Annotated in this window: 26 protein-coding genes; 14 read left to right on the top strand and 12 right to left on the bottom strand. The window is 41.5% G+C overall.

Translation table 11 applies throughout. The features are described 5' to 3' along the window. Positions 1-118: 118 nt before the first annotated feature. The 3 genes from NSS80_RS15615 to malK form a co-directional block, all read right to left on the bottom strand. Positions 119-1,201 (bottom strand): BMP family protein, encoded by a 1,083-nt coding sequence (locus NSS80_RS15615; protein WP_024425935.1) that lies wholly within the window; start codon positions 1,199-1,201, stop codon positions 119-121. A gap of 394 nt (positions 1,202-1,595) precedes the next feature. Then, positions 1,596-2,303, bottom strand: a complete 708-nt coding sequence (locus NSS80_RS15610; protein WP_024423307.1) for a response regulator — start codon at positions 2,301-2,303, stop codon at positions 1,596-1,598. Then, entirely contained in the window at positions 2,296-3,894 is a 1,599-nt protein-coding gene (gene malK, locus NSS80_RS15605) for a malate sensor histidine kinase MalK (RefSeq protein WP_046313355.1), read from the bottom strand. Before malK ends, NSS80_RS15610 begins: the two co-directional genes overlap by 8 nt. Before the next feature lie 185 nt (positions 3,895-4,079). Here malK and NSS80_RS15600 point away from each other — a divergent pair, with 185 nt between their 5' ends. Then, positions 4,080-4,637: a YufK family protein gene (locus NSS80_RS15600; RefSeq protein WP_024423305.1), complete on the top strand. Its 558-nt coding sequence runs from the start codon at positions 4,080-4,082 to the stop codon at positions 4,635-4,637. A gap of 42 nt (positions 4,638-4,679) precedes the next feature. On the opposite strand, the gene NSS80_RS15595 is transcribed toward NSS80_RS15600, so the two are convergent. The 3 genes from NSS80_RS15595 to NSS80_RS15585 all read right to left on the bottom strand — a co-directional run bounded on the left by NSS80_RS15595 (position 4,680) and on the right by NSS80_RS15585 (position 8,296). After that, positions 4,680-5,090 (bottom strand): thiol-disulfide oxidoreductase DCC family protein, encoded by a 411-nt coding sequence (locus NSS80_RS15595; RefSeq protein WP_024425932.1) that lies wholly within the window; start codon positions 5,088-5,090, stop codon positions 4,680-4,682. A gap of 18 nt (positions 5,091-5,108) precedes the next feature. After that, positions 5,109-7,010: a transglycosylase domain-containing protein gene (locus NSS80_RS15590; RefSeq protein ID WP_046313357.1), complete on the bottom strand. Its 1,902-nt coding sequence runs from the start codon at positions 7,008-7,010 to the stop codon at positions 5,109-5,111. Between the two features lie 107 nt (positions 7,011-7,117). Further along, complete coding sequence (locus tag NSS80_RS15585; protein WP_029707381.1) at positions 7,118-8,296, bottom strand: MFS transporter; 1,179 nt, start codon at positions 8,294-8,296, stop codon at positions 7,118-7,120. Positions 8,297-8,514: 218 nt separating this feature from the next. Between NSS80_RS15585 and kapD the strand changes: the two genes are divergently transcribed. Beyond that, entirely contained in the window at positions 8,515-9,132 is a 618-nt protein-coding gene (gene kapD / locus NSS80_RS15580; RefSeq protein ID WP_046313361.1) for a 3'-5' exonuclease KapD, read from the top strand. Here the strand turns inward: kapD and NSS80_RS15575 are convergent. Continuing rightward, on the bottom strand, positions 9,129-9,521 hold the full coding sequence (locus NSS80_RS15575; RefSeq protein WP_025094193.1) for a kinase-associated lipoprotein B: 393 nt from the start codon (positions 9,519-9,521) through the stop codon (positions 9,129-9,131). The two genes, kapD and NSS80_RS15575, sit on opposite strands and share 4 nt — an antisense overlap. A gap of 92 nt (positions 9,522-9,613) precedes the next feature. Between NSS80_RS15575 and NSS80_RS15570 the strand changes: the two genes are divergently transcribed. Beyond that, positions 9,614-9,793: a hypothetical protein gene (locus NSS80_RS15570; RefSeq protein ID WP_034282549.1), complete on the top strand. Its 180-nt coding sequence runs from the start codon at positions 9,614-9,616 to the stop codon at positions 9,791-9,793. On the opposite strand, the gene NSS80_RS15565 is transcribed toward NSS80_RS15570, so the two are convergent. Together NSS80_RS15565 and NSS80_RS15560 are read right to left on the bottom strand one after the other, a co-directional pair. Beyond that, positions 9,794-11,086 (bottom strand): HAMP domain-containing sensor histidine kinase, encoded by a 1,293-nt coding sequence (locus NSS80_RS15565; protein ID WP_025094194.1) that lies wholly within the window; start codon positions 11,084-11,086, stop codon positions 9,794-9,796. A gap of 329 nt (positions 11,087-11,415) precedes the next feature. Further along, a complete protein-coding gene (locus NSS80_RS15560; protein WP_317221866.1) occupies positions 11,416-12,591 on the bottom strand; it encodes a MalY/PatB family protein in 1,176 nt (391 codons plus the stop codon). 83 nt (positions 12,592-12,674) lie between these two features. On the opposite strand from NSS80_RS15560, the gene NSS80_RS15555 reads away from it, so the two are divergent. Beyond that, a complete protein-coding gene (locus NSS80_RS15555; RefSeq protein ID WP_024423298.1) occupies positions 12,675-12,935 on the top strand; it encodes a YugE family protein in 261 nt (86 codons plus the stop codon). On the opposite strand, the gene NSS80_RS15550 is transcribed toward NSS80_RS15555, so the two are convergent. Further along, positions 12,932-13,756 carry an alpha/beta hydrolase gene (locus NSS80_RS15550; RefSeq protein WP_024425926.1) on the bottom strand — a complete coding sequence of 275 codons (825 nt, stop codon included), beginning with the start codon at positions 13,754-13,756 and terminating at the stop codon, positions 12,932-12,934. The two genes, NSS80_RS15555 and NSS80_RS15550, sit on opposite strands and share 4 nt — an antisense overlap. A gap of 175 nt (positions 13,757-13,931) precedes the next feature. Between NSS80_RS15550 and NSS80_RS15545 the strand changes: the two genes are divergently transcribed. The 3 genes from NSS80_RS15545 (at position 13,932) to yugI (ending at position 16,218) form a co-directional block, all read left to right on the top strand. After that, entirely contained in the window at positions 13,932-14,432 is a 501-nt protein-coding gene (locus NSS80_RS15545) for an Lrp/AsnC family transcriptional regulator (protein ID WP_003213765.1), read from the top strand. Continuing rightward, on the top strand, positions 14,433-15,626 hold the full coding sequence (locus NSS80_RS15540; protein WP_213404757.1) for an aminotransferase: 1,194 nt from the start codon (positions 14,433-14,435) through the stop codon (positions 15,624-15,626). Between the two features lie 199 nt (positions 15,627-15,825). Continuing rightward, positions 15,826-16,218 carry a S1 domain-containing post-transcriptional regulator GSP13 gene (gene yugI, locus NSS80_RS15535; RefSeq protein ID WP_007500519.1) on the top strand — a complete coding sequence of 131 codons (393 nt, stop codon included), beginning with the start codon at positions 15,826-15,828 and terminating at the stop codon, positions 16,216-16,218. A 245-nt stretch (positions 16,219-16,463) separates the two neighbouring features. On the opposite strand, the gene NSS80_RS15530 is transcribed toward yugI, so the two are convergent. Further along, complete coding sequence (locus tag NSS80_RS15530; RefSeq protein ID WP_003212952.1) at positions 16,464-16,700, bottom strand: DUF378 domain-containing protein; 237 nt, start codon at positions 16,698-16,700, stop codon at positions 16,464-16,466. Positions 16,701-16,844: 144 nt separating this feature from the next. Here NSS80_RS15530 and NSS80_RS15525 point away from each other — a divergent pair, with 144 nt between their 5' ends. The 5 genes from NSS80_RS15525 (at position 16,845) to NSS80_RS15505 (ending at position 21,544) form a co-directional block, all read left to right on the top strand. Next, positions 16,845-18,008, top strand: coding sequence for an iron-containing alcohol dehydrogenase (locus tag NSS80_RS15525; protein ID WP_081124735.1), 1,164 nt, complete (start codon positions 16,845-16,847; stop codon positions 18,006-18,008). Between the two features lie 121 nt (positions 18,009-18,129). Next, positions 18,130-19,302: an iron-containing alcohol dehydrogenase gene (locus NSS80_RS15520; protein ID WP_034282532.1), complete on the top strand. Its 1,173-nt coding sequence runs from the start codon at positions 18,130-18,132 to the stop codon at positions 19,300-19,302. A gap of 126 nt (positions 19,303-19,428) precedes the next feature. Continuing rightward, positions 19,429-20,784, top strand: a complete 1,356-nt coding sequence (locus tag NSS80_RS15515) for a glucose-6-phosphate isomerase (RefSeq protein WP_317221867.1) — start codon at positions 19,429-19,431, stop codon at positions 20,782-20,784. A 111-nt stretch (positions 20,785-20,895) separates the two neighbouring features. After that, positions 20,896-21,099: a spore germination protein gene (locus NSS80_RS15510; RefSeq protein WP_235046665.1), complete on the top strand. Its 204-nt coding sequence runs from the start codon at positions 20,896-20,898 to the stop codon at positions 21,097-21,099. 43 nt (positions 21,100-21,142) lie between these two features. After that, positions 21,143-21,544 carry a YugN-like family protein gene (locus tag NSS80_RS15505; RefSeq protein ID WP_224426584.1) on the top strand — a complete coding sequence of 134 codons (402 nt, stop codon included), beginning with the start codon at positions 21,143-21,145 and terminating at the stop codon, positions 21,542-21,544. Here NSS80_RS15505 and NSS80_RS15500 read toward each other — a convergent pair. Then, positions 21,541-22,527 (bottom strand): potassium channel family protein, encoded by a 987-nt coding sequence (locus NSS80_RS15500; RefSeq protein WP_024425923.1) that lies wholly within the window; start codon positions 22,525-22,527, stop codon positions 21,541-21,543. The two genes, NSS80_RS15505 and NSS80_RS15500, sit on opposite strands and share 4 nt — an antisense overlap. A 126-nt stretch (positions 22,528-22,653) precedes the next feature. Between NSS80_RS15500 and NSS80_RS15495 the strand changes: the two genes are divergently transcribed. After that, a complete protein-coding gene (locus NSS80_RS15495) occupies positions 22,654-22,878 on the top strand; it encodes a hypothetical protein (protein ID WP_024423289.1) in 225 nt (74 codons plus the stop codon). Between the two features lie 80 nt (positions 22,879-22,958). Further along, a complete protein-coding gene (locus tag NSS80_RS15490; protein WP_024423288.1) occupies positions 22,959-23,633 on the top strand; it encodes a zinc metallopeptidase in 675 nt (224 codons plus the stop codon). Positions 23,634-23,675 lie beyond the last annotated feature (42 nt).

The following is a 23,675-nucleotide window of genomic DNA, read 5'->3' as shown; positions in this document are numbered from 1 at the left end:
AACTAGCAAAAGAAAAGCTGCAAAACGAGGCTGCAGCTTTTCTTTTACCACCTTTTACGAATAAAGAGGAGGTAAAGGAGAGGCAAGGGGATAAGGCGCGCTTATCCCGCTGCTCAAATTAAGCTTTAAAATCTTTTAGTTCATCACGTGTTGCAGGGATTTTCACTTCACCCTTGATGATTTTTTGTTTCCATTCTTCAACTTTCTTTAATACATCTTTATCAAGGTTTTCCTTAGATGGAGAGATGTCAAGAGCGCCTTCTTTCAGACCGTATGTGATCACTTCGCCGCCAGGGAACTTACCTTCTTTTGCTTTCGTTGTTAAGTCTTGTACCGCTGTGTCTACTTTCTTAACCATAGAAGTAAGGGTGACACTTTGTTTTGTTCCAGGTACTTTTCCTTCGTCATACTGGTCTTTATCTACACCGATAACCCAAACTTTACGGTTAGGATCTGCTTTTTTCAGGTTTTTCGCTTCTGTGAAGACACCAGTTCCAGTGCCGCCAGCAGCATGATAGATGATGTCGACGCCAGATTTGTACATGCTTTCAGCTGTTGCTTTCCCGATGTCAGCCTTATCGAATGCACCGGCATATTTCACTTCAACTTTTGCTTTCGGATTAGCTGCTTCAACACCTGCGCGGAAGCCAACTTCGAATTTTCTGACTAATTCAGAATCAACGCCGCCTACGAATCCAATTTTGTTTGATTTTGTAGAAAGAGCAGCCGCAACACCCACAAGGAATGATCCTTCGTTTTCGTTAAATACAATGCTGGCTACGTTGTCTTTTTTCACGACTGCATCAACGATCGCAAAGTGGTTTTTCTTACGTTGATCCGCAATTTCAGAAATAGCATCTTCCATTAAGAAACCAATTCCGTAAATCAAGTCGAATTTCTCACGAGCAAGTGTGTTTAAGTTTGTTGTATAGTCAGCATCTGATTTAGATTGTAAGTAATCAAAGCCGTTTTTACCTTTTTTTAGATTGTTGTCTTTCCCAAATGCTTGTAAACCTTCCCAAGCTGATTGGTTAAACGATTTGTCATCGACACCACCGACATCAGTTACCATTGCAACAGTGAATTGATCTTTATCTTTTTTGCTTTCACCGCTGTTTGAGCCAGAGTTGCCGCATGCTCCAAGGATGGTTCCTGCTGCTACGACTAAGGACAATGCTAGTCCAATTTTGCGCTTCTTCAAAACATAACCCCCTATAAAATTTAAAAGTTTCAGAAAAGTCTCGCGAAAAAAGACCGAACTATCACTTCTCACCCTTCTGAAGAGGGTATTTTATCCTGCTTTCTCATGAAACTTATGGAGGGCAGGAGAGAAGATGTAAGACATCAGACTTATATCTCGTTGAACTAATCAATCATAATTTATCATTTCCGATCGAATAAATAAATAGAAATTTGTTTTATTTTTAAAAAAATGTTAAATGGCTTTATTTGATGTCTTTTTATCTGCTGAAATATGATATAATGCCGCTTTTGTGATGTGCTCCGCTACAGCAGAACTACTGATATCAAGGGGTTTGTTACATCGTATGCCATAAAAAAACATCTGGCCTTTGTGAAAGGTCAGATGTAGTATTTTAAAGATATTGCTGAATCAAATTCATATTGCTCGTGTTCAGTTTATATTGGAAAACAGGACGTCCAATTGTCCCATATGCCATTTCAACATCCACCACTTCGATATCCTCAAGGAACTTCAAGTATTTTCTAATGGAGACTTGAGAGATTTCTGTATGATTGGCTAGGTCTTCAGTTGTGAAAGCCTGCTGGCCAAATGATTGAATGCTTGTCCAGATGAGTTTAAGTGTGCTTTTGGTCAGTCCTTTTGGCAAGAGGACTTTTTCCGCCTCTGCTTTTTTATGAAAAAGCTTCGCATCTAAATCATTTTGCGAAATGCTGTTCATGGATTGATACAGGGCGTGTTTCCGTTTGTACTCTGCCAGTGCTGATTGGAATCGTTCGAACTCAAAAGGCTTAATTAAATAATCAACTGCTCCGTTTCGCATCGTTTGCTGTACAACATCGACTTCATTTGCAGCCGAAATGACAATGACATCAACGGCATGATTTTGCTGGCGAATTTCTGTTAGTAATGCCAGTCCATTTTGACCAGGCATATAAATATCGAGCAGGACGAGGTGTATGACTTCTGTTTTTAACACTTCAAGTGCCTGCTGAAAGGAGGTGGCAATCCCCTTTAACTCAAAGCCGTCGATTTGGGTCAGGTAGCGTTTGTTCAGCTCCCCAACCATTGGATCATCTTCTACTATTAACACATTAATCATGTGAATCCTCCTTTTGTTTATATGGAATGCGGAGACTAAAGGTCGTTCCTTCTCCTTTTTCACTCGTGACAATCATATGTCCGTTCAATTTCTTGATGCTTTGGTCAACGAAGTAGAGTCCGAACCCTCGGTCTTCTCCTTTAGTTGAAAAGCCTTGATCAAACATGATGTCTTGTTCTTCTTTCGTGAGACCAACACCTGTGTCCGTGATTTCAATGTGAAGCTGCTCATGGATGTATCTGAAGGAGATCGAGATGTTTTTCGTGTCAGTATGTGAAACAGCATCGAGTGCGTTATTTAACAAGTTGCCAATCACGGTAATGAGATCATGCGTCACTGCCGGGTCCTCCGTATTTGGCACTTGTGTGCTGCAAATAACCTCCAAGGCAGCGCCTTGTTCCCTGATATAGCTTTGTTTTCCTAGTAAAAATCCTGCTAAAACAGAGTTTTTTACATGGTTGATGATTTCATTTGTTTCCGTTTGCTGATAGATCGCAATATCTTTGATATAGGTGCCAAGATCATCGTAGTTTTTGAGCTGAACCAATCCTAAAATGACATGCAGCTTGTTCATAAATTCATGTGACTGGGCACGGAGCGCATTCGCATACATTTTGACCCCGCTAAGCTGTTCAGCCAGATGTTTCACTTCTGTTTTGTCACGGAAGGTGGCGATGGCTCCGACAATTTCACCTTTTACCGTAATTGGCACTTCATTAAAGACGAGCTCCAGTCCATTCATTCTCACGTCACGATCAAGCAGCGGCTTGCGTGTTTCAATGACCTGTTTTAAGCCGCTTGAAGGGAGGAGAGTTTGAACATCTTGTTCTCTAGGATCAACCATAATGCCCATATTATGAAAGAGCCGTTTTGCCTCTGCATTGGCCAGTTTGATTTTACCGTGCTGATCGACGGCAAGAATCCCTTCTTTTGTTGATTCTAGCATGGCACTTCGTTCTTTTAACAATGTGGCGATCTCATCCGGTTCAAGTCCAAACATAATCTTCTTCACTTTTCTTGCCACAATGAGTGCCCCGATGATGCCAGATAGAAGGCTGAGTGATGTGACGAAGTAGAGTGGAAGTAAGCTTTGATGAATAATCAAGTCAATTTCCTTTAACGTAATCCCGACGGCCACAGCCCCAAGCTGCTTTCCATTTTGATCATAAACAGGAACAAAAGCACGCATGGATCTGCCGAGTGTTCCAGAAGCCGTACTAATATGTTCTTTCCCCTGTAATGCTGCTTTTTCATCACCGCCGGCAAACCGCTTTCCAATCTTCTGCGGATTCGGGTGTGTTTTGCGGATACCGTTCATATCCATGACGACAACGAATTCGGTTTTGGTGATTTGCTGAACACTTGTTGTATATTTTCGTAATGCGGAATATGAATGATTTTCTAATGATTGTGCGGTGATCGGTGCCTCTGCGACCATTTTGGCAGTAGAGAGAGCAATGTCACGTTCCTGCTGATGGATGTTCTTGGCTGTTTCCGACCATATCGTAAAGAATGTGATACAAAGGGAGATCAGGACAACGATGCACACAAAGATCGTCAGCCGTGTTTGCAGTCTTAAAGTTTTTTTCACGAGTATACCCCTAACGCACGATTTTTTCGTAACAGTAATACTTTAACGGGAAAATGTAAGTTTGTGAAGGAATGTACGTGCAAAATCATAAATTTGATTTTGCTGTCAGTTTACTTTGAAAGCATCTTGTCAATCCGTTTTAAGTGAGCCATAATAAATGTGAGCTTATGAGAAAGGATCTATTTATGAAAAATACATATTTGACTGGATATTTTCCGCTGATTTCAATTTTACTATTCAGCTCTGCTTTTTCGATTTTCACAGTAGGTATCACGACTGATTTCTTGACTCAAGCAGGCATTTTAAAAGGAATGCTTGAATTTTTCTCTGAACAGGGCATTCGTCTTGCTCTCTTTGCTGCTTTTGCACTTGTTTATTTTATGATCTTATCTGCCTTAAAACTGATTGCAGATACGGTATTAGAGCTGGCGCTGCTCTTTTTCGCTAAGGACCCTGAAGGGGAGAACTTAAAGAAAATTCGGATTGCATCCGTTGTTTATTTATTTGCCAGCTTACTTGCATTTCTGTTGACGCAGCAGCTCATTCTGCTTGTTGGACTTTTTGCATTAGCAAGTCTTGTCTATTTTATCTGGGTTGTGGTTCGCATTTATCAATCGCTTTCTATGCTGAATTTGATTGGGTTTATGATGTTTATTCTGCTGTTTTGGGCGACGTTTTTGATCGGTATTTTGTACTTATTTATTAAGCTTTATAACAGTGTGATGGCAAGTCTGCCTTCATAAGCAGACAAAGAAAGCATCCTCCAATGATGGAGGATGCTTTTTTTATGAAAGAAACCGCTTTTGAATATCGGGTGTAGGCATCATACAAGATGTTTTTTGACCAAACCATTTATAGCGATTTTTTGCCATCAGCTGATAAAACCAATCACGGATTGGGCGAGGTATGGCAAGGAGTAAAAAGCTCCATCTGTAGATTCCTTTTAAATGCCGCGCGGCTTTTAAGATGCCTGTCGATTTCGTATACAGGGTCCCTTTTTCGATATAAATGAATGAATTGAACTCATCTAAAGGCAAACCGTTTTCCTTTAAAATACGCTGCCCTGTATCTGATTGTAATGAAGCGAACATCATCCGTTCATTCGGATCGCGCTTAATCACAAACTGAACAGCGCCGCTGCACACGTTGCAGACACCGTCAAATAAAATTAAATGGGGTGGATGTGTTGAATGCATCGCAATCAAACCTCCTGTTTATCTGGCGTATTGCATCGTATTTTTCCAAATACGTAAGTGCGGGCTTGAATTGTAAATCGATTCGACCGTTCCTCTATCTCTTCCGACCCAGACACCCATTGTGTACTGATCTGTCAGTCCCACAAACCAAATATCTTTGTAGTCATTGGATGTCCCTGTTTTACCACCGATGTAAGGGGCATTGAAATTCGCTTTTTTCCCTGTCCCACTTTTCACAACGGAGGTAAGCAGCTTACGCATCGTTTCATTTGTACGCTGAGAATATACTTGCTTTGGCGACTCTTTCCACTTGTAAAGGGTCTTACCGTTTAAGTCTGTCACTTTTGTGATCGAATGACTTTGTGTGTAGGCTCCTTGGTTGCCAAAGACGGTATATGCATCTGTTATTTCTAGCGGTGAGAAGCCTTTCGTAAATCCGCCAAGTGCAGAAGGAAGGCGGTAATCATCCGCTACAATATGCTCAAATGAGAACTTCTCTAAATAGCTGAAGCCTTTTTTGACACCTACTGTATCCAGCATTCGGATCGCAGGGGTATTGTAAGAATGTTTAAAGGCTGTTTCAAGTGTGACTGTACCATACGTTTTATGATTATAGTTCTGCGGACAGTATCCGCTGCTGCAAAACTTGCCGGCACTGATGGTGCTTGAAGCCGTTGCGCCGGTTTGATCAATATAAGGTGCATAGTCTAAAAGCGGTTTAATTGCAGAACCAGGCTGTCTTTGCGCTTGATAAGCGTAGTTAAAATCAAATTTCTTATAGTTTTTCCCGCCAGCAAGTGCAACAATTTGATGCGTTTCATGATTAATGACGGCTGATCCGCCTTCCACACCTTGGTAAGGCAATTGAGCATTGAGCTGATAGACGGCTCTTTGCTGTAAGGAAGGATCAAGCGCCGTATAAATTTTCACACCATCCTGGAGCAGGGCACTGACCTTTTCAGATAATTCTTTTTGAATCGCCTTTTTCGCTTCAGTTGTTTTGGCTTTCTTCAATCGTTTTGTAAAGCCCTCCTGATCAGACACAAGATCGGTAAACTCTTCATTGGCATATGTCACATAATCAGGGTATAGGTTTTTCTTTTCACTTAAAGAAAGGCTGATTTTTTCTTTGACGGCTTTTTTGTATTGCTTTTTGGTGATGACGCCATCTTTCTTCAAAATACCAAGCAGTCGTTCTTGGCGTTTCTTTGTGTGCTTGAACTGCTTTAATGGGTCATACAGTGTTGGGTTGTTTGGAATAGCAGAGATAAATGCCATTTGTGCAAGTGTTAAAGAACTAAGCGGCTTATCAAAATAGTAATTAGCCGCAGAACCGACACCGTAAACACCATTACTGAAATAAATCGTATTTAAATAGCTTTCGAGAATTTCATCCTTCGAGAATTTCCGTTCAAGTTCATAGGAATAGAGCAGCTCTGTAAACTTTCGGCTGAATGAACGTTCATGGCTTAAATATAAGTTGCGGGACAGCTGCTGTGTGATCGTACTCGCTCCTTGGCTGATGCCATGGTTTTTAACATTTGCAGCAAGGGCACGAACAACCCCCATAAAGTCAATTCCCTTATGGTCATAAAAGTTGCGGTCCTCTGAACGAAGGAACAGCTCCTTCACAGGTTCAGGGATTTTATCGTATTTCACGAACACCCGGTTCTCATCATTTGAGACGATCTCGGAGATAAGAGAACCATCCCGGTCATACATATAACTGTTTTGGGAAAAATCTATCTTTTCCAGCTTGATTTTTTGATCAAGCACTTCGTTAACAGGCTTTACACTTGCAGCTTCTTCCTTTGATAGATAAAAAGTCAGAACAAATAATGGGATGAGGGCAGCAAGTAATAACCAACCAATAATTGCACGAAACATGAGGTCACTCACTTTCTTCAATTTTCTAGCCATATCGTACCATTCTTTTGCGAATACGAGAAGGTTATTTTTAGAAAAGAATGGGCGTGAAGTCTAGTGAATAAGGCTTTTACGCAAGAAAAAAGAGTATCTGAAGATGATCAGACACTCCTTTCATTCGTCTTCGCATGCGAGCGGACCGCCCATAAAAATAACGCACCAAACAGAAAAATGCCGGCAGTGACATAAAAGACAGCTGGAATCCCGTAATGACTCGCCACAATGCCGCCGATCACCGGACCGACGACATTCCCAAGAAAACGGAAGCTGACATTATATCCGAGCACTTCCCCTTGCATAGAAGCAGGTGCTTTGATCCGGATATACGCCGTCGTACACGGAATAATTCCGCCAAGTGCCATCCCGTATAGGAAACGGAAAATGACTAACATGACGTATGAATCCGCCATCGCTTGCGGGATGAATAAAATAGAGGAGAGGATGAGAAGGGCAAGCAGCACCTTGTCGTGACCAATTCGATCTCCGAGATCCCCCCATTTTCGCGTGAACAGCAAATTGCCAAGTCCAGTTGCAGAAAAAGCAAGCCCCGCATAAAAAGCGAGATTGACAGGACCATGTAAATCATGAATGTATAAAGCCAAAAGCGGCTGTATGCTAAAGTTCCCTACCTGCGTAATAAACGTTAAAAGCATCGTGACCACAAGCAAAGGCTGTTTGAAAATGTGAATGAGTACATCCTTCCGTGAGTAAGAAACTCGCTTTGCTTCTTTTGACCGGATCGGCTGTTCCTTTACTCCGAAGATAATCACAATAGCTGACACATAAATGACAGCCGCTGTGAGGAAAAACGTATAAATAAATCCGACGCTGTCTGCCATGAATCCGCCCATTAACGGACCAAACAATCCTCCGGCGACATTACTCATCTGCATCGTTCCAAGGGTTTTACCAGCAGTTGCCTTTTCAGTCTGTGCAGAAATCAGTGCCATTGAAGTCGAGATAAAGCCTGTGACAAGCCCCATGAAGAGCCTTAGTGCAAATAGCTGATACACGGTGTGCACAAGCCCCATTAATAGAATACTTGTGGCGATGCCAATACCGTTAATTAATAATATCTTTTTATAGCCATGCCGGTCGCCAATCCGCCCCCAAATCGGAGAAATCAGGAAGGCTGTTAAAAACGTGACCCCAAAGACATAGCCGCTCCATCTTTGAACAAATTCATTTGAATAGCTGCTATCAAGAGATTCTATGTAAAGTGATAAAAAAGGGACGATCATTGTAATACTCGCAGATACAAAAAAGTTCACAAACCACATGATGTACAAGTTTTTCTTCCTGTTTGTGATAGAGACCACCTTCTTTATTTATTTCGTGTTCCTTAATAATTATAAAGGAAAATAAACGATCTTTCATCAGATGAATAGGTTAGGCATAGTGAATCTGCATTATTTTCACGAAAATGAAGTGATTTCAAGGTCCGTCTTAATATAATGGTATGAGAATGAAAAGCTGACGAAAAAGTGAGGTGAAACTGGTGGAACAGAAGACGGTGCTTGTGGTCGATTTTGAATTTACGATGCCTGATGGAAAATATCATCCACAAAACTTTTTTCCTGAAATTATTGAAGCTGGGGTAGTGAAAGCAGCAGATGAAACGATCATAGACACATTCTCTAGTTACGTCAAACCGAAAAAGTTCCCGAAGCTGACGAAGCGCTGTAAATCTTTCCTCGGAATTACGCAGGAGGATGTAGAGAGCGGGATTTCATTTGAGGCGTTTATCGAGAAGCTCGTGTCACTTGATGGGGGAGAGAATTGTGAGATTATTACGTGGGGCAACATGGACATGAAGGTACTGAAGCAAAATTGTATGCTCAATCATATTACCTTTCCTTTTAAGGGGAAGCTGAGGGATCTGGCTTTTGAATATAAAACCTTTTTTGGTGACCGTACACTGACAGGGCTTCGAAAAGCGGCAAAGGAATACGGCAGTGAAGGAGCTGGTAAGCATCATAAAGCACTCGATGATGCCATGACGACTTATCAGCTGTTCACCCTTTTTGAAAAAGACAGAGCCTATGTGGAAAATCCGCAAACAACCAAAATTGGTGAGCTGATCGATTTCTCACATTTTTTTGATTCGGCTGATTAGCGGACGTCTTCTGGAAAATAATCTTTTTCAAGAGAAGATAGGCACGCTCTTGATTTTTCAGCCCATTTAGAATCATCCGCACGGAGTGCTTGTTTCAATTTATCTACAGCTTCTTTCAGTGACTCTTCATAATCAGGTATATCGCCATCATAAGGCTTCACCATATGATGAGGAATATTTGTTTGTTCTCTATAGGCCAAAGCCCGCCTCTCTTGGAAAAAAGGCACGTCTGCTTCTTTCGGATGATGCAGGTCGCCTTGAGTGGGATGTGTCAGAACGGCTTTTACTTGAACGAGATAGGTCGATGGTTTCACTGCTGTCACTTCCCCAACGTATACACCTGTTTTATAAAAACCTTTCACAACTTGTCCAATTTGAATGTCTGTCATGTGAAATTCCTCCATTTCCTTCTTATCGGAAGGTATTTCATTTCTTTTAGCCAATATAGTGAAGTAAACGAGCAAAAGGGGGGGAATGGCGAATGATGTCGTTCATCGTACTTTTTCTACTATATTTTCCTGAAGATAAAAGGGAGTACATCCCAGCGGCTATCACCACGGTGATTTTCTTTATTGCTGCATTTATTTGTTTTCGGCTCATCGTTCGTGCATCTAAGAAGCAGGAGCGCATAGATGAAAAAAGAACAAAAAAAATGGATTAATCATTTTCTTCTTGTATCTTCAGGAAATTTCACGGTGACGGTTGTTCCAGATTGCAGCGAGCTTTTGAAACGAATGGTTCCATGGTGATTTTCAATAATAGAAAAAGTCACTGTCAGCCCAAGCCCAGTCCCTTTATTTTTCAAGGTGTAATAGGGTTCGCCAAGCTTTTTCATTTGGCTTTCTGTCATACCTACACCGTTATCAACGAAATAAAGGCAGATCTTATGATTTTCTTTTGAAGCAAAAAGTTCTATTTTCCCTTCATGTTCAGGAGCCGCTTCTATCGCATTTTTGATTAAATTAATCATGACTTGCTTGATCTTCGTTACATCCCCTTGAATGTATAAATCAGGTTCAATGGATTGATGAATTGTGACCGATTTAAAATTCGCATAGGATGTCATCAGTGATGCACATTCCTCAAGTAATTTAGAGAGATTAAGAGATTCTATTTGATAATAGTTTTGTTTTGCAATGTCAAGATAGCTCGTGATAATGTCCTGCGCACGGTCTAACTCGGACAGAACGAGATTCTTATAATCTTTATTGGCAGGTGGTTCTTTTGTATTATCACTCGAAAAGAGCAATTGAATAAAGCCTCTCACAACTGTCAGCGGATTGCGTACTTCATGGGCAACGCTTGCAGCAAGTTCACTTACAATGGTCAGTTTTTCTGACTGGACAAGCTGTGATCTCATTTCCGCATTTTCCTTAACGAATTCAATGGAATAGATACTGAGCACAAGAAAGAATATGTAGTAAAGAGTTGAGAAAAATAACTCAAGGAGCTTTTGCTGCATAATAAAAGCTGGGCTGTATGCCATTAAGCTGACCACAAAAAGTCCAATGTAAATAAAGAATCCTTTGGATAAACCGATAAGCACTCCGTAAAACAGCTTATTTGGCTTCGAATATTGATGCCATTTTCGGTAGAACAGGAATGGGATAAAAAAGTAAATTGGGACAACGATAAGTCCAATCCATAAGAAAGAGCCGTACATCACGAATTTGACAATGATGCTTATCAAGATGGCAACGATCCCCGCCATATATCCTCCGTATAAAATAGCAAGTACAAGGGGAATGGATTGAAGCCCAGTCTGCAAATCTAAAATCGAACCAACTGGATACATAATACATAGTGCTGAAGAGATGGATGCGAATACTGTGATGAGCAGTTTATTCGTTTTTGGGAAATGAGCAGGGGTCCGGCTTAACCATAGCGCATGATATAAAAAGATTGGAAATAGAATAAAAGATACATGGAGCAGAAAATCCTTGAACATTTCCATTTAAATGCTCTCCTCGTAAATAATTGTAATTCCTCTCATTATATCATTTCATGTACAAAGTAGATATGATAAAAGGAGGGTTTTTTTCTTTAAAAAGAACACCCGTTAGGATGTTCTCAGATTGTTGACAAAGGGCTAAAATGATCTTGATTTTAGCCCTTTGTCTTCTTTTCAGCGTGATAGAAAACCTTTGAAGTCTAGGAAGGACGAGTACTGGCGCGGAGCGAATTTGACATTCGTGAGCACCAGCACGCAGGACTGACAAAGAATGCGAGGGATTGTCTACACGCTGAGAAACCCGTTAGGATGTTCTTTCTATCGTATAGGTCTTATTCAGCTGATAGCGTGAACGCTTGGTGGAGACGTTTCAGTCCTTCTCTGACTGTTGCAGCAGGACAGCCGAGATTCATCCGAATAAAGCCGTCTCCTTCGTGTCCGTACACGTGGCCAAGCTCTAGGATCACTTTCCCTTTTTTTAGCAGATTCCGTTTCAATTCCGCTTGACTGAATTGATAATCCCGAATGTCCAGCCACAATAAATAAGAAGCATCTGGTTTCATATAACGCATATTTGGAAGATTTTCGTCGATATAGTCCATCGCCGTCTTCATATTGCCTTCGAGATAAAGAACAAGGGCATCAAGCCACTCATCCCCGTGTCGGTATGCTGCTTCCATCGCTGGAATCGCAAAGGCATTCAGTTTGGACAGTCCGTTTCTTTGCACTTCATTCGTGAAAAGGGTTCTTTTTTCTTTATCTGAAATGATAATAGCAGATGCCTGAAGCCCCGCTAGATTAAAGGTTTTACTCGGCGCAATACACGTTACCGTGATATGTGCAATGTCGTCAGAAAGGCTGGCGAAGGGCACATGCTGCTTCCCGTAAAGCATCAAATCCGAGTGAATCTCATCTGAAACGACTGTGACTCCATGCTTTACACATAGGTCTCCGACTCGCTTTAATTCCTCTTTTGACCATGCTCTTCCGGACGGATTATGCGGATGGCAAAGGAACATGAGCTTTGCTTGTGGTCTGCTCAGTTTTTTCTCTAAATCATCAAAATCCATCATATAGCGGTTGTTTTCTATTTTTAAAGGATTGGTTGAGACTGTACGGCCATTTCGCTCAATCATTTGATAAAAAGGTGTATACACTGGTGACTGTATAACTACTTCGTCGTGCGGTGCTGTAAAGGCTTGAACAGCAAAACTAAGTGCCGTTACGATTCCTGGTGTGAAGGTGACGGCATCTGTCTGGATTGTCCATCCATGTCTTCTTTTGAGCCAGCCAGCGACTGCCTGCTGCGTATCCTGATCCTGAAATGCATAGCCAAATACACCGTGATCTAATCGCTCTTTCAATGCATCAAGGACGACCTGCGGTGCTTTAAAATCCATATCGGCCACCCACATCGGAAGGGCATCTGTTGTCAGGAACAAAGACTCTGCCTGATCCCATTTCACTGATTTTGAACCTTTACGTATGATCTGTTCGTCGAAATTCATGAAACCCACCTCTAGCTGTTTTTCAACCATTCTTGGTTGTGCTAAAATAAACATCACAAAATTTATTATAAGCGGTGATACCGATGAAAGATAGTCAAGCTGTAGAAGAGATGATTCAATTCATTAAGGCATGGGACCCTTTTCATTATGGAGAGGATTTTTATGAAACGGAGCCTGCTGACGTCATCAGTGCATTATACGACGCAGAAGACCCGTTATCTTTAGCAAAAGAGATTCAAGCCATCTACCATCACTCATTTGAACAGCTTCTTCCGATAGAGAGCTGTCAGCATATAGCGAATCAGCTTTTTGTCATACGAGACAGCAGCTCCTGTTCACGCTAAGACAGGCTGAAATGTCCGATTTGATCAGACACAAAGACCGGATTTTCCTCAGGGATGAGGTGCCCGGTTTTTTTTAATGCATGTAAGGTCGAATTCGGCAGATCTTTGTGCAGTCTTTCGCCTATTTGAATGGGAACGATTCGATCTTCCTCGCCCCAAATGAGCAGCACGGGTGTTTCCATTTTCTTTAAAACGTCCGAGGTTAAATCTCCTTCCCGGTGCCGAATCAAACGAAATATCCCCCGAAAGATTTGATCATCTGAAAATGGCTTTAAATATCCGTCGACCATCTCTTGATCAATGATGGAATGATCATGTACAACAGCCGTTAAATTTTTCATAATGCCCTGCTTTAAAAGTTTTCTTTTTAGATACAGATAAAAATAAGGAATATAAGTGCTGTAAACAAGTGATCTTTTTGACTTATTCAAATAGCCTGAACTGCACAATAAAACCGCCTTTTCAAATAGGTCCGGCCTTTCAGTAGCAGCGTATAAGGCGATTTGTCCGCCCATTGAATGGCCCACTAGAATTGCATGCTGAATCTGTAAATAACCAGCTAGCTCTATAATAATTTTTCCCATGTTGCGATAGCTGTAAATAAACGTATTCGACTTCTCGGACTGTCCAAATGGCGGCAGATCAATCGCAATTAAGTTGAAGTCCTGTTTCAGAAGCGGGATGAGCTTTCGATAGCTGAAGGTAGAAGAGAAGAGACCGTGAATTAAGATCAATGTCTTCTTGCCTTCATTTGGATAGTGCTCGTAATAGATATCTAAACCGAATGTACTTTTCATATAAGCTGGCTGAACAATGTCCACATTCTTCACTCCGATACTTGATACTCTCTCTGTTAGGTGACTGTATTGTACCCTAAAAAGTGGATTTTAAGCTATCATTAGAATCTTTTCCCTGCTTAGCATAATGGGAAAAACGTGCTATAATGTTCAGAAGATTTTTTAAAACTAGCTTTTATAATCTGAGGTGTGAAATCAAATGAAACTAACAGAAAAAGAAACTGAAATATTAGAGATTTTAGATGAAAACAGCCGCGCCGATTTAAATACAATTGCAAAAATGGCAGGCGTGACAACAGAAGAAGCCGAAGCCATCATTCAAAAACTTGAAGATCAAAAAGTTATTATTGATTATTCAACCATGATTGACTGGCGAAAAGTGGATGGTCATGAAGGCGTTACAGCAATGATTGATGTAAAAGTGACACCAAAAAGAGGCGTCGGATTTGATGAAATTGCTGAACGGATTTATCGGTTTCAGGAAGTGGAGTCTGTCTATCTCATGTCAGGTGTTTACGATCTTTCCGTTGTGATCCGCGGAAGATCAATGTCTGATATTGCCCGCTTCGTATCTGAAAAATTATCGACACTTGATTCCGTTGTTTCAACAACTACCCACTTTATTTTGAAAAGATATAAACATGATGGGAAAGTGTTTGAAACAGGAGACGATGACAAAAGAATCGTGGTGTCTCCTTAAATGAAAAAGTCTTATTTATCTGAAACGGTACAAAGCATTCAGCCGTCAGGTATTCGGAAATTCTTTGATTTGGCTGCCACAATGGAAGGGGTTATCTCCCTTGGTGTCGGTGAGCCGGATTTCGTGACAGCTTGGAATGTCAGAGAAGCAAGTATTATGTCATTAGAACAGGGACTGACCTCTTATACGGCGAATGCCGGTTTAATTTCTTTGCGAAAAGAACTGAGCCACTATTTATATAAGCGGTTTCACATTGATTACAGTCCAGAAGAAGAACTCATTATCACGGTTGGCGGAAGCCAGGCACTTGATTTGGCCTTTCGTGCGATTTTAAACAGCGGAGATGAAGTAATCATTCCAGAACCTTGTTTCGTAGCATACGGGGCACTTACAACACTAGCAGGCGGCGTGCCTGTCTATTTAAGTACAACCGCTGAAAAAGATTTCAAAGCAGATTCTGCTGATCTTCGCACAAAGCTGACGCCGAAGACAAAAGCCATTTTGCTTTGCTCGCCATCAAATCCGACTGGGTCTGTTTATTCAAAGGAAGAGCTTGAAGATATTGCTCAATTTGCGAAAGAGCATGACCTGCTCATTATTACGGATGAGATTTATGCAGAGCTGACGTACGATGAAGCTTTTACAAGCGTCGCGGCTATTCAAGATATGAAGGAAAGAACGATCTTGATTTCAGGCTTTTCTAAAGGGTTTGCCATGACGGGCTGGCGCTTAGGATATGTGGCAGCACCACCTATACTGCGCGATGCCATGCTGAAAATACATCAATATTCTATGATGTGCGCGCCGGCGATGGCACAATATGCAGCAGAAGAAGCATTAAAAAATGGACTTGAAGATGTCGAGAAAATGAAGAAAAGCTACAGAAGGCGCCGTAATTTGTTTGTCGGCTCCCTTAATGAACTAGGACTCACATGCCACCAGCCAAACGGAGCGTTTTACGCGTTCCCATCGATTAAAAGCACAGGCATGACATCAGAACAATTTGCTGAGGAACTGCTCCTAAGTGAAAAAGTGGCCGTTGTTCCTGGGAATGTATTCGGACCGAGCGGTGAAGGTCATATTCGCTGTTCATATGCTTCGTCACTTGATCATCTTCAGGAATCACTTTCAAGAATTCAGCGCTTTTTGCAGGCTCGACAAGTGAAGGAAGAAGCATCAGCCATCTTAAAATAAAAAAAGGCATCAATCCAAATGGACTCATGCCTCACAAATTAGGGGGGAATACTAGAAAGCATTCTTGTTTTCAGGTATTCCCCCTTTTGATCTCATCTAAACCCCATTTAAAAAATATTTTGCGTAACTGGCCGTACTATGATATAGTTTTTAATTGCGTATAAACGAATATTAAAACATTTATTTAGGAGTTGTTATCATGGCGACAAAGTTTGAAGTAGGCAGTGTTTACACTGGTAAAGTAACAGGATTACAAGCGTATGGTGCGTTTGTTGCATTAGATGAAGAAACTCAAGGACTTGTGCATATTTCTGAAGTAACACATGGCTTTGTAAAAGACATCAACGAGCACCTTTCAATTGGTGACGAAGTACAAGTAAAAGTTCTTTCTGTAGATGAAAATGCAGGTAAAATCAGCCTTTCTATTCGTGCGACACAAGATGCACCTGAAAGAAAAGAAAGCAAACCAAAGAAACAAAGACCACAGCAAGTGAAAGAAGAAGCTGCTGCACCACAAGGTTTCAATACGCTTAAAGATAAACTTGAAGAGTGGATTGAGCAATCAAACCGTAAAGACCTTATCAAGAAATAATAAAAAAGCACCGCTTCAAACGGTGCCTTAGATTGTTGACAAAGGACTAAAATGATCTTTATTTTAGCCCTTTGTCTTCTTTTTCAGCGTGATAGAAAACCTTTGAAGTCTAGGAAGGGCAGCTACTTTTGCGGAGCGAATTTAGCATTCGTGAGCACCAGCGCGCAGACCTGACAAAGAATGCGAGGGTTTGTCTACACGCCTTAGGCTGCCTCATGTAGGCAGCCTTTTTTATGTCTTTTTATTTAACGAACTTCTGGATTCGGCTCGTCACGGCGAACAGCTTCTTCGCTTGGTTTGAACAACAGACCAAGGTTGACAAGACCTGCAATTCCAACAAGACCATAAATAATACGTGATAATGCAGAACCTTGTCCGCCAAAGATCGCTGCTACTAAGTCAAATTGAAAAAAGCCGATTAGTCCCCAGTTAATAGCACCGATAATCGTGAGCACGAGGGCAATACGTTGAATAGCACTCATCGTGATTCCTCCTTTCGCTACAGCATCAATACATTTATATTTTGCAGATTTTTAGCCAAACTATGCGTAAGAAAATGGATGAAAGCAAATTACTTTACTTTTGGAATGAATGAGGCGCATAATGTAGCGCGAGGAGGAGATCACATGGATCGATTTACTTATTGGAACCCAACGAAATTAATTTTTGGAAAGGGAGAAGTATCAGCCCTTTCAGATGAACTCAAACACTACGGAAAAAACGTATTACTTGTATATGGTGGAGGCAGTATTAAACGAAACGGCCTTTATGACCAAGTTGTCAGCATCCTAAAAGAATCAGGAGCTGCAATCACTGAACTTGCTGGTGTGGAGCCTAACCCGCGCTTAACAACAGTAAGAAAAGGGATCGAACTGTGCAAAGAGAACGACATTGATTTTATTTTGGCAGTTGGCGGCGGCAGTGTCATTGATGCGACGAAAGCAATCGCAGCTGGTGCGAAGTACGATGGAGATGCTTGGGATATCGTGACACGCAAGCACGTCCCAATGGAAGCTATTCCGTTCGGTACTGTGTTAACACTTGCCGCAACAGGCTCTGAAATGAACTCTGGATCAGTCATCACAAACTGGGAAACAAATGAGAAGTATGGCTGGGGAAGTCCAGCAGTTTTCCCGAAATTCTCTATTCTTGATCCAGTCAACACATTTACTGTGCCTAAAAACCATACGATTTATGGTATGGTTGACATGATGTCACATGTGTTCGAACAATATTTCCATCACACAGAAAATACACCTTACCAAGATCGTATGTGTGAAGGACTTCTTCGCACTGTCATTGAAACGGCACCGAAGTTGATCAACGATCTAGAGAACTATGAGCTCCGTGAAACGATTTTATTCACTGGCACAATTGCGCTTAATGGCATGCTTTCAATGGGGGCACGTGGTGACTGGGCTTCTCATAACATTGAGCATGCAGTATCAGCTGTTTATGATATCCCCCATGCAGGCGGTCTTGCAATCTTGTTCCCGAACTGGATGAAACATGTGATTCAAGAAAACCCAGGCCGTTTTAAACAATTAGCGGTCCGTGTATTCGATGTAGATCCTGCGGGCAAAACAGATGAAGAAGTCGGCTTAGAAGGAATTGACAAGCTGTCAGCTTTCTGGACAAGTCTTGGTGCACCAAGTCGTTTAGCGGATTATGACATCAACGATGAGAAAATTGATTTAATTGCAGACCGTGCAATGGCACGCGGTGAATTTGGTCAATTTAAAAAGCTGAACAAAGAAGATGTTTTAGCCATTTTGAACGCTTCTTTATAATTGAACAATAAAGGGATAGCTGCTTGCGGGCAGTTATCTTTTTTTGAGTTCATTGTGTACATATGTTACAGTAGTCTTTCATGTTTTTGGATATATTCGTTGTAAGGAGATGTTTCAACAGATGGAGAATTTTATTTACTATAATCCAACAAAATTGATGTTTGGAAAAGGACAGCTAGAAGGACTCAAAAGCGAACTCGCTCGTTATGGAAAACGAGTGTTACTTGTATATGGCGGAGGCAGCATTAAGAAAAATGGTCTTTATGACAATGTCATCAGTGCGTTAAATGAAGCAGATGCAGAAGTGTTTGAGCTGTCTGGCGTTGAACCAAACCCGCGCCTCACAACAGTGAAAAAGGGAATCGATATCTGCCAAAAGGAGAACATCGATTTCTTATTAGCCGTTGGCGGCGGAAGTGTGATCGACTGTACAAAAGCAATTGCAGCCGGAGCAGAGTATGACGGTGATGTGTGGGATATTATTTCAAAGAAAACAACCGCTCAAAAAGCACTGCCGTTTGGCACAGTGCTGACACTTGCAGCAACTGGTTCGGAAATGAATCCAGACTCTGTCATCACAAACTGGGAAACGAATGAAAAATATGTGTGGGGCAGCTCTGTCACTCACCCTGCTTTTTCAATTCTAGACCCTGAGCATACGTATTCTGTGCCAGAAAACCAGACGGTGTATGGTATGGTCGATATGATGAGCCACGTTTTTGAGCAATACTTCCATAATGTGAAAAACACGCCTTTACAGGACCGGATGTGTTTTGCTGTTCTTCAAACAGTCATCGAGACAGCACCAAAACTGCTGGAAGACTTACAAAACTATGAGCATCGTGAAACGATTCTATATGCAGGAACGATTGCTTTAAATGGCACGCTGCAAATGGGTTACTTTGGCGACTGGGCGTCCCATACGATTGAGCATGCTGTATCGGCTGTCTATGACATTCCGCATGCAGGCGGGCTTGCTATCCTCTTCCCAAACTGGATGCGCCACACGCTCGATCATAATGTAGAACGTTTTAAAAACCTTATGCTGAACATGTTTGACATCGAAACAGACGGAAAGTCAGATCGTGACATCGCATTAGAAGGGATCGACAAACTGTCAGCGTTCTGGACAAGTCTCGGTGCACCAAGCCGTTTAGCGGATTATGATATTGGTGAAGATCAGCTGGACAAAATTGCCGACATTGCAGCAAAAGAAATGGAATACGGTGGTTTTGGTAACTTTATGAAACTTAACCGTGATGATATTCTATCCATTTTGAAAGCTTCTTTATAATCCAGATTGCCGCTTCTCATCAAGAGAAGCGGCTTTTTGCCATGCCAGTGACGATCACTTGATTTCAAAAGCTAGTTCCGCTAAAGTGAAAGGGACAGAACTAACGTAATGGAGGGCTTACAAGCGATGACACATATTCAATTTGACTACTCGAAAGCGTTACCTTTCTTTCAAGAACATGAGCTTACATATTTAAAAGATTTTGTGAAGGTAGCCCATCATAATATTCATGAACAAACGGGTGCAGGCAGTGACTATTTAGGCTGGGTGGACTTGCCGAAGCAATATGACCGCGAAGAATTTGCCCGCATTAAAAAAAGTGCAGACAAAATTAAATCTGACTCTGACGTCCTGCTCGTTGTCGGAATCGGCGGGTCATATCTAGGGGCACGTGCCGCGATTGAATTTTTGAACCATTCTTTCTATAACACTTTGCCAAAAGGCAAGCGCAAGACACCGCAAATCATTTTTATTGGAAACAACATCAGTTCTTCTTATTTAACAGATGTAATGGATCTATTGGAAGATGCAGATTTCTCCATTAACGTGATTTCAAAATCTGGTACAACAACAGAGCCAGCCATTGCGTTCCGCATCTTTAAAAAGCTCCTCATTGAAAAATACGGTGCTGAAGAAGCGAAAAAACGTATTTATGCGACAACTGACAAGGCACGCGGTGCACTTAAAACATTAGCAACTGAAGAAGGCTACGAATCATTTATCATCCCTGATGATGTTGGTGGACGCTATTCTGTATTAACAGCAGTCGGCCTTTTGCCAATCGCTGTGAGCGGTGCAGACATTGATCAGATGATGGAAGGTGCAGCAAAAGCAAGCGAAGACTTCGCTTCATCTGAGCTTACTGAAAATGCAGCTTACCAATATGCTGTCGTCCGCAATGTCCTTTACAATAAAGGCAGAACGATTGAAATGCTGATTAACTATGAGCCAGGCCTGCAATATTTCGCAGAATGGTGGAAGCAATTATTTGGTGAAAGTGAAGGGAAAGATGAAAAAGGAATCTATCCTTCATCTGCTAACTTCTCAACAGATCTTCATTCACTTGGCCAATATGTTCAAGAAGGAAGAAGAGACTTGTTTGAAACAATCGTGAGTGTAGACAAGCCTCGACATGAGCTTGTAATTGAAGCAGAAGAACAAGACCTTGATGGCTTGAACTATCTAGCAGGAAAAACGGTTGATTTCGTCAATAAAAAAGCATTTGAAGGAACGATGCTCGCCCATACAGATGGAAAAGTACCGAACCTTATCGTGACAATTCCTGAGATGGATGCTTATACATTCGGATACCTCGTGTACTTCTTTGAGAAAGCATGTGCGATGTCTGGATATTTACTAGGCGTCAATCCATTTGATCAGCCTGGAGTAGAAGCTTATAAAGTGAATATGTTTGCTTTACTAGGAAAACCAGGCTTCGAAGAGAAAAAAGCCGAGCTTGAAAGCCGCCTGAAACAATCATAAGAACAAAAAGCACACCTTTTCATAAAGGTGTGCCTTTTTTGTTTTCTTCAGATTCCTGTGCAAGCTTTCCTATGTTCTGTACATAGAATAATGAATGGAGGAGGGTGAAAAATGAGGACGAATCATATTTATATTCATGATATTTCTGGTCAGGCGATTGTGAACTTTGGCAATGTCGGACGCATTTGTTCTAAGAGTGCTACGAAGGAAACAGCAGGTTCCGGCAGTGATAACGAGACGAATCAATCAACCAATCAAAGCTCATTTGATGCTGCGTTTTCAAACAATGTCCAAATCGCGAGAGGAAATGTATGAATTCCTCTCTTTAACGAACCCTATACAAAAAGGAGGGTTTCGTATGATTCATGTACCATCCAGGCTGCCTGGTGAAAGCTTTTCACTTTACCATTTAGAAGAAACGATGAAGCCGCTCGGTTATGTCATTAATGGGAACTGGGATTATGATCACGGGTATTTTGATTATAAAATTGATAACCGTGATGGCTATACCTTTCTCAGAGTTCCTTTTACAGCCGAGAAAGGCCAGCTCGATCAGCCAGGTGTTGTGGTGAAAATGGGACATCCATTTCTCTTAAAGCATGTCTATCAAGACAAGTTAGATGATCATGCGATGGTTGGAAATGTGGGCGCATCCTTTAACCAATTCCAAGAACCAAAAGAGAAAGATGGGGATGTATCAAAGGCTTATGCTGAGATTGGCTTTTCGCTCGTCAAGGAATTAGAAGACGAACTGCTTTAAAGGCTGATCAGTTCATCCTCTGGATGAAGCTCATAGCCAAAGGGAGGATTCATCATGGGTCCTTCTTTTTTTTGTACGCCGACGATGATCACATGATGCTCTAAAAAATGATGGAGCGCTGTTAAGAATGTTTCTCCGGCTAATGAAGCTGGTACAGGTATGATGGTGACGTGTTTATGCAGCGTCATATGTCGTTTTTTCTTAAACGCCGTGAGTTGTTCCTTTATTAGAAAATGTTCAACCATTAAATGATTGACAGCATCAGAGGTATGAATGACTTGGTTGGCACCAGCACGCTCGGCATTCTTCACGTAACGATCTGTTAAAATTTCAATTAAACAATATAGCGAAGGGTTTAATCCTTTTGCTGCAAGTAAGGTTAAAACACTCTGCATATCGGCTGTCACTTCATTTTCATGCTGATCCGCGGTAATCATCAGTGCATCTGCACCGGTAATGTTGGCTTTGCGCAGTGTGACGTCTTCGGTCCCGTGTCCTTTAATAAAATGAACATTCTCTAAAAGTGGCCCCTCTTTCAAGGAGTCATCAATCAGCACAATCGGCATAGCTGGATCAATCGTCTGAAACGACTGAAGCAGTTTGTTCGTTTTCTCATTCCAGCCGACGATAATGAGATGTCCTTTACCCTTAAAGGCTACCTTGCCCTCAACATAATGGTGCTGCTTGCTGAACACAGCGGCGGCAAGTGTGGCGAAATAAGCGGTGACAAAGCTGGCTCCGATAAAAATGAGCGCCATACCTGCCACCTGCCCTGGCATGGTTTGCGGCACAAAATCACCGTAACCAACCGTAGAGACTGTAATAAGCGCCCACCAGATCCCATCAAAGATCGTATGATACTGCTTCGGTTCAAGTAAAACGATTAATTGTCCAAAAAAGAGAAGCAAGAAACAGATGATGATGGCAATTCGAAGATAAAGCGGCCACCTTAGCCAAGCAATAAAGATACGGTTTGATTTCATCGGACTCTTCCTTTCAGGAGACTGCTAATGTCAGTATGCCCGATTGGGAACACATTTTTTCATCTTTGTCATGTATTGAAATAGAACCCATATCTTAAAATAAGGGAGAAGAAGGAGGGAATTCGAATGTCGTTTGTTCAAAAGACCGTACTTCTTTTTATTGGTGTGCACTTTTTATCATCAGCTGTCATCTTACTCGTGTTTGATTTAAATGCTGTGAATCATTTTATGAATGATTTTTCATGGCTGCACTTTTTTCAAGACCTTTATGGTACGGGAACCTTTTATACAGCTTGCTTAGGTGTATTCTTCTTTTTCATTGGTGCGGTTATCCCCCTGAAAAAGACCTAGTGCTTTTTGCTGTACATGGTACATAAAAGTCATTAAAATTGTAAATAAATATATAAAATAAAAGGAAGCTGATGAGCATGCTGTTTTTTTATTTTTTAACATTTGCCGCATTGGGATTATCATTTTGGGCACAATTTAAAGTGAAGAATAATTTTGAAAAGTATTCAAAGGTGGAAGCATCCAGTATGAAAACAGGTGCTGAAACCGCTCGATATATTTTAGATCGCAACGGGTTATACGACGTGCCTGTTGAACCGGTAAGAGGAACTTTGACTGATCATTACGACCCGACGCAGCGTGTGGTTCGTTTATCTGAACCTGTGTACTACGGCCATTCCATTTCGGCCATTTCAGTCGCATCACACGAGGTTGGACATGCCTTGCAGCATCAGGAATCCTATGGTGCGCTTGTTTTGAGACATAAGATCTTTCCTGTCGTGAACTTTGCATCTGGTGTTGCTCCGCTTCTTTTCCTTGGTGGAATTTTGCTCAGCAGCCTTAACTTAATCGGGCTTGGGATCATTTTGTTCTCAGCAGCTGTATTCTTTCAGCTTGTGACATTGCCTGTCGAGTTTAATGCAAGTTCTCGTGCAAAAGATATCATTGTTTCAGAAGGAATCATTAGAAGCAGTGAAGAAAGAGGTGTGAACAAGGTGTTAAATGCTGCAGCTCTGACGTACGTAGCAGCGGCCCTTGTCTCCCTGTTTGAATTGCTCCGTTTTGTAATGATCTTCCTAAATGGCCGTAATGATTAATTGATGCCAGAGGAGGTGAGCCCTTACCAGTGTTAGGTAAGG

It is taken from the genome of Bacillus sp. FSL M8-0350 (assembly GCF_038593345.1).
Taxonomy (GTDB): domain Bacteria; phylum Bacillota; class Bacilli; order Bacillales; family Bacillaceae; genus Bacillus; species Bacillus safensis.
The sequence above is the reverse complement of the archived record's forward strand: the minus strand, read 5'-3'. Positions and strand labels throughout refer to the sequence as shown.

Excerpts from the sequence above, each read along its gene's own strand:
- NSS80_RS15515 (WP_317221867.1), top strand. The coding sequence starts at position 19,429 with ATGACACATATTCAATTTGACTACTCGAAAGCGTTACCTTTCTTTCAA.
- NSS80_RS15545 (WP_003213765.1), top strand. The coding sequence starts at position 13,932 with ATGAAACTAACAGAAAAAGAAACTGAAATATTAGAGATTTTAGATGAA.
- NSS80_RS15595 (WP_024425932.1), bottom strand. The coding sequence starts at position 5,090 with ATGCATTCAACACATCCACCCCATTTAATTTTATTTGACGGTGTCTGC.
- NSS80_RS15525 (WP_081124735.1), top strand. The coding sequence starts at position 16,845 with ATGGATCGATTTACTTATTGGAACCCAACGAAATTAATTTTTGGAAAG.
- NSS80_RS15575 (WP_025094193.1), bottom strand. The coding sequence starts at position 9,521 with ATGACAGACATTCAAATTGGACAAGTTGTGAAAGGTTTTTATAAAACA.
- NSS80_RS15570 (WP_034282549.1), top strand. The coding sequence starts at position 9,614 with ATGATGTCGTTCATCGTACTTTTTCTACTATATTTTCCTGAAGATAAA.
- NSS80_RS15555 (WP_024423298.1), top strand. The coding sequence starts at position 12,675 with ATGAAAGATAGTCAAGCTGTAGAAGAGATGATTCAATTCATTAAGGCA.
- NSS80_RS15520 (WP_034282532.1), top strand. The coding sequence starts at position 18,130 with ATGGAGAATTTTATTTACTATAATCCAACAAAATTGATGTTTGGAAAA.
- NSS80_RS15530 (WP_003212952.1), bottom strand. The coding sequence starts at position 16,700 with ATGAGTGCTATTCAACGTATTGCCCTCGTGCTCACGATTATCGGTGCT.
- NSS80_RS15510 (WP_235046665.1), top strand. The coding sequence starts at position 20,896 with ATGAGGACGAATCATATTTATATTCATGATATTTCTGGTCAGGCGATT.
- NSS80_RS15560 (WP_317221866.1), bottom strand. The coding sequence starts at position 12,591 with ATGAATTTCGACGAACAGATCATACGTAAAGGTTCAAAATCAGTGAAA.
- NSS80_RS15610 (WP_024423307.1), bottom strand. The coding sequence starts at position 2,303 with ATGATTAATGTGTTAATAGTAGAAGATGATCCAATGGTTGGGGAGCTG.
- NSS80_RS15565 (WP_025094194.1), bottom strand. The coding sequence starts at position 11,086 with ATGGAAATGTTCAAGGATTTTCTGCTCCATGTATCTTTTATTCTATTT.
- NSS80_RS15505 (WP_224426584.1), top strand. The coding sequence starts at position 21,143 with ATGATTCATGTACCATCCAGGCTGCCTGGTGAAAGCTTTTCACTTTAC.
- NSS80_RS15600 (WP_024423305.1), top strand. The coding sequence starts at position 4,080 with ATGAAAAATACATATTTGACTGGATATTTTCCGCTGATTTCAATTTTA.
- NSS80_RS15590 (WP_046313357.1), bottom strand. The coding sequence starts at position 7,010 with ATGGCTAGAAAATTGAAGAAAGTGAGTGACCTCATGTTTCGTGCAATT.
- NSS80_RS15585 (WP_029707381.1), bottom strand. The coding sequence starts at position 8,296 with ATGTGGTTTGTGAACTTTTTTGTATCTGCGAGTATTACAATGATCGTC.
- NSS80_RS15540 (WP_213404757.1), top strand. The coding sequence starts at position 14,433 with ATGAAAAAGTCTTATTTATCTGAAACGGTACAAAGCATTCAGCCGTCA.
- NSS80_RS15500 (WP_024425923.1), bottom strand. The coding sequence starts at position 22,527 with ATGAAATCAAACCGTATCTTTATTGCTTGGCTAAGGTGGCCGCTTTAT.
- yugI (WP_007500519.1), top strand. The coding sequence starts at position 15,826 with ATGGCGACAAAGTTTGAAGTAGGCAGTGTTTACACTGGTAAAGTAACA.
- NSS80_RS15495 (WP_024423289.1), top strand. The coding sequence starts at position 22,654 with ATGTCGTTTGTTCAAAAGACCGTACTTCTTTTTATTGGTGTGCACTTT.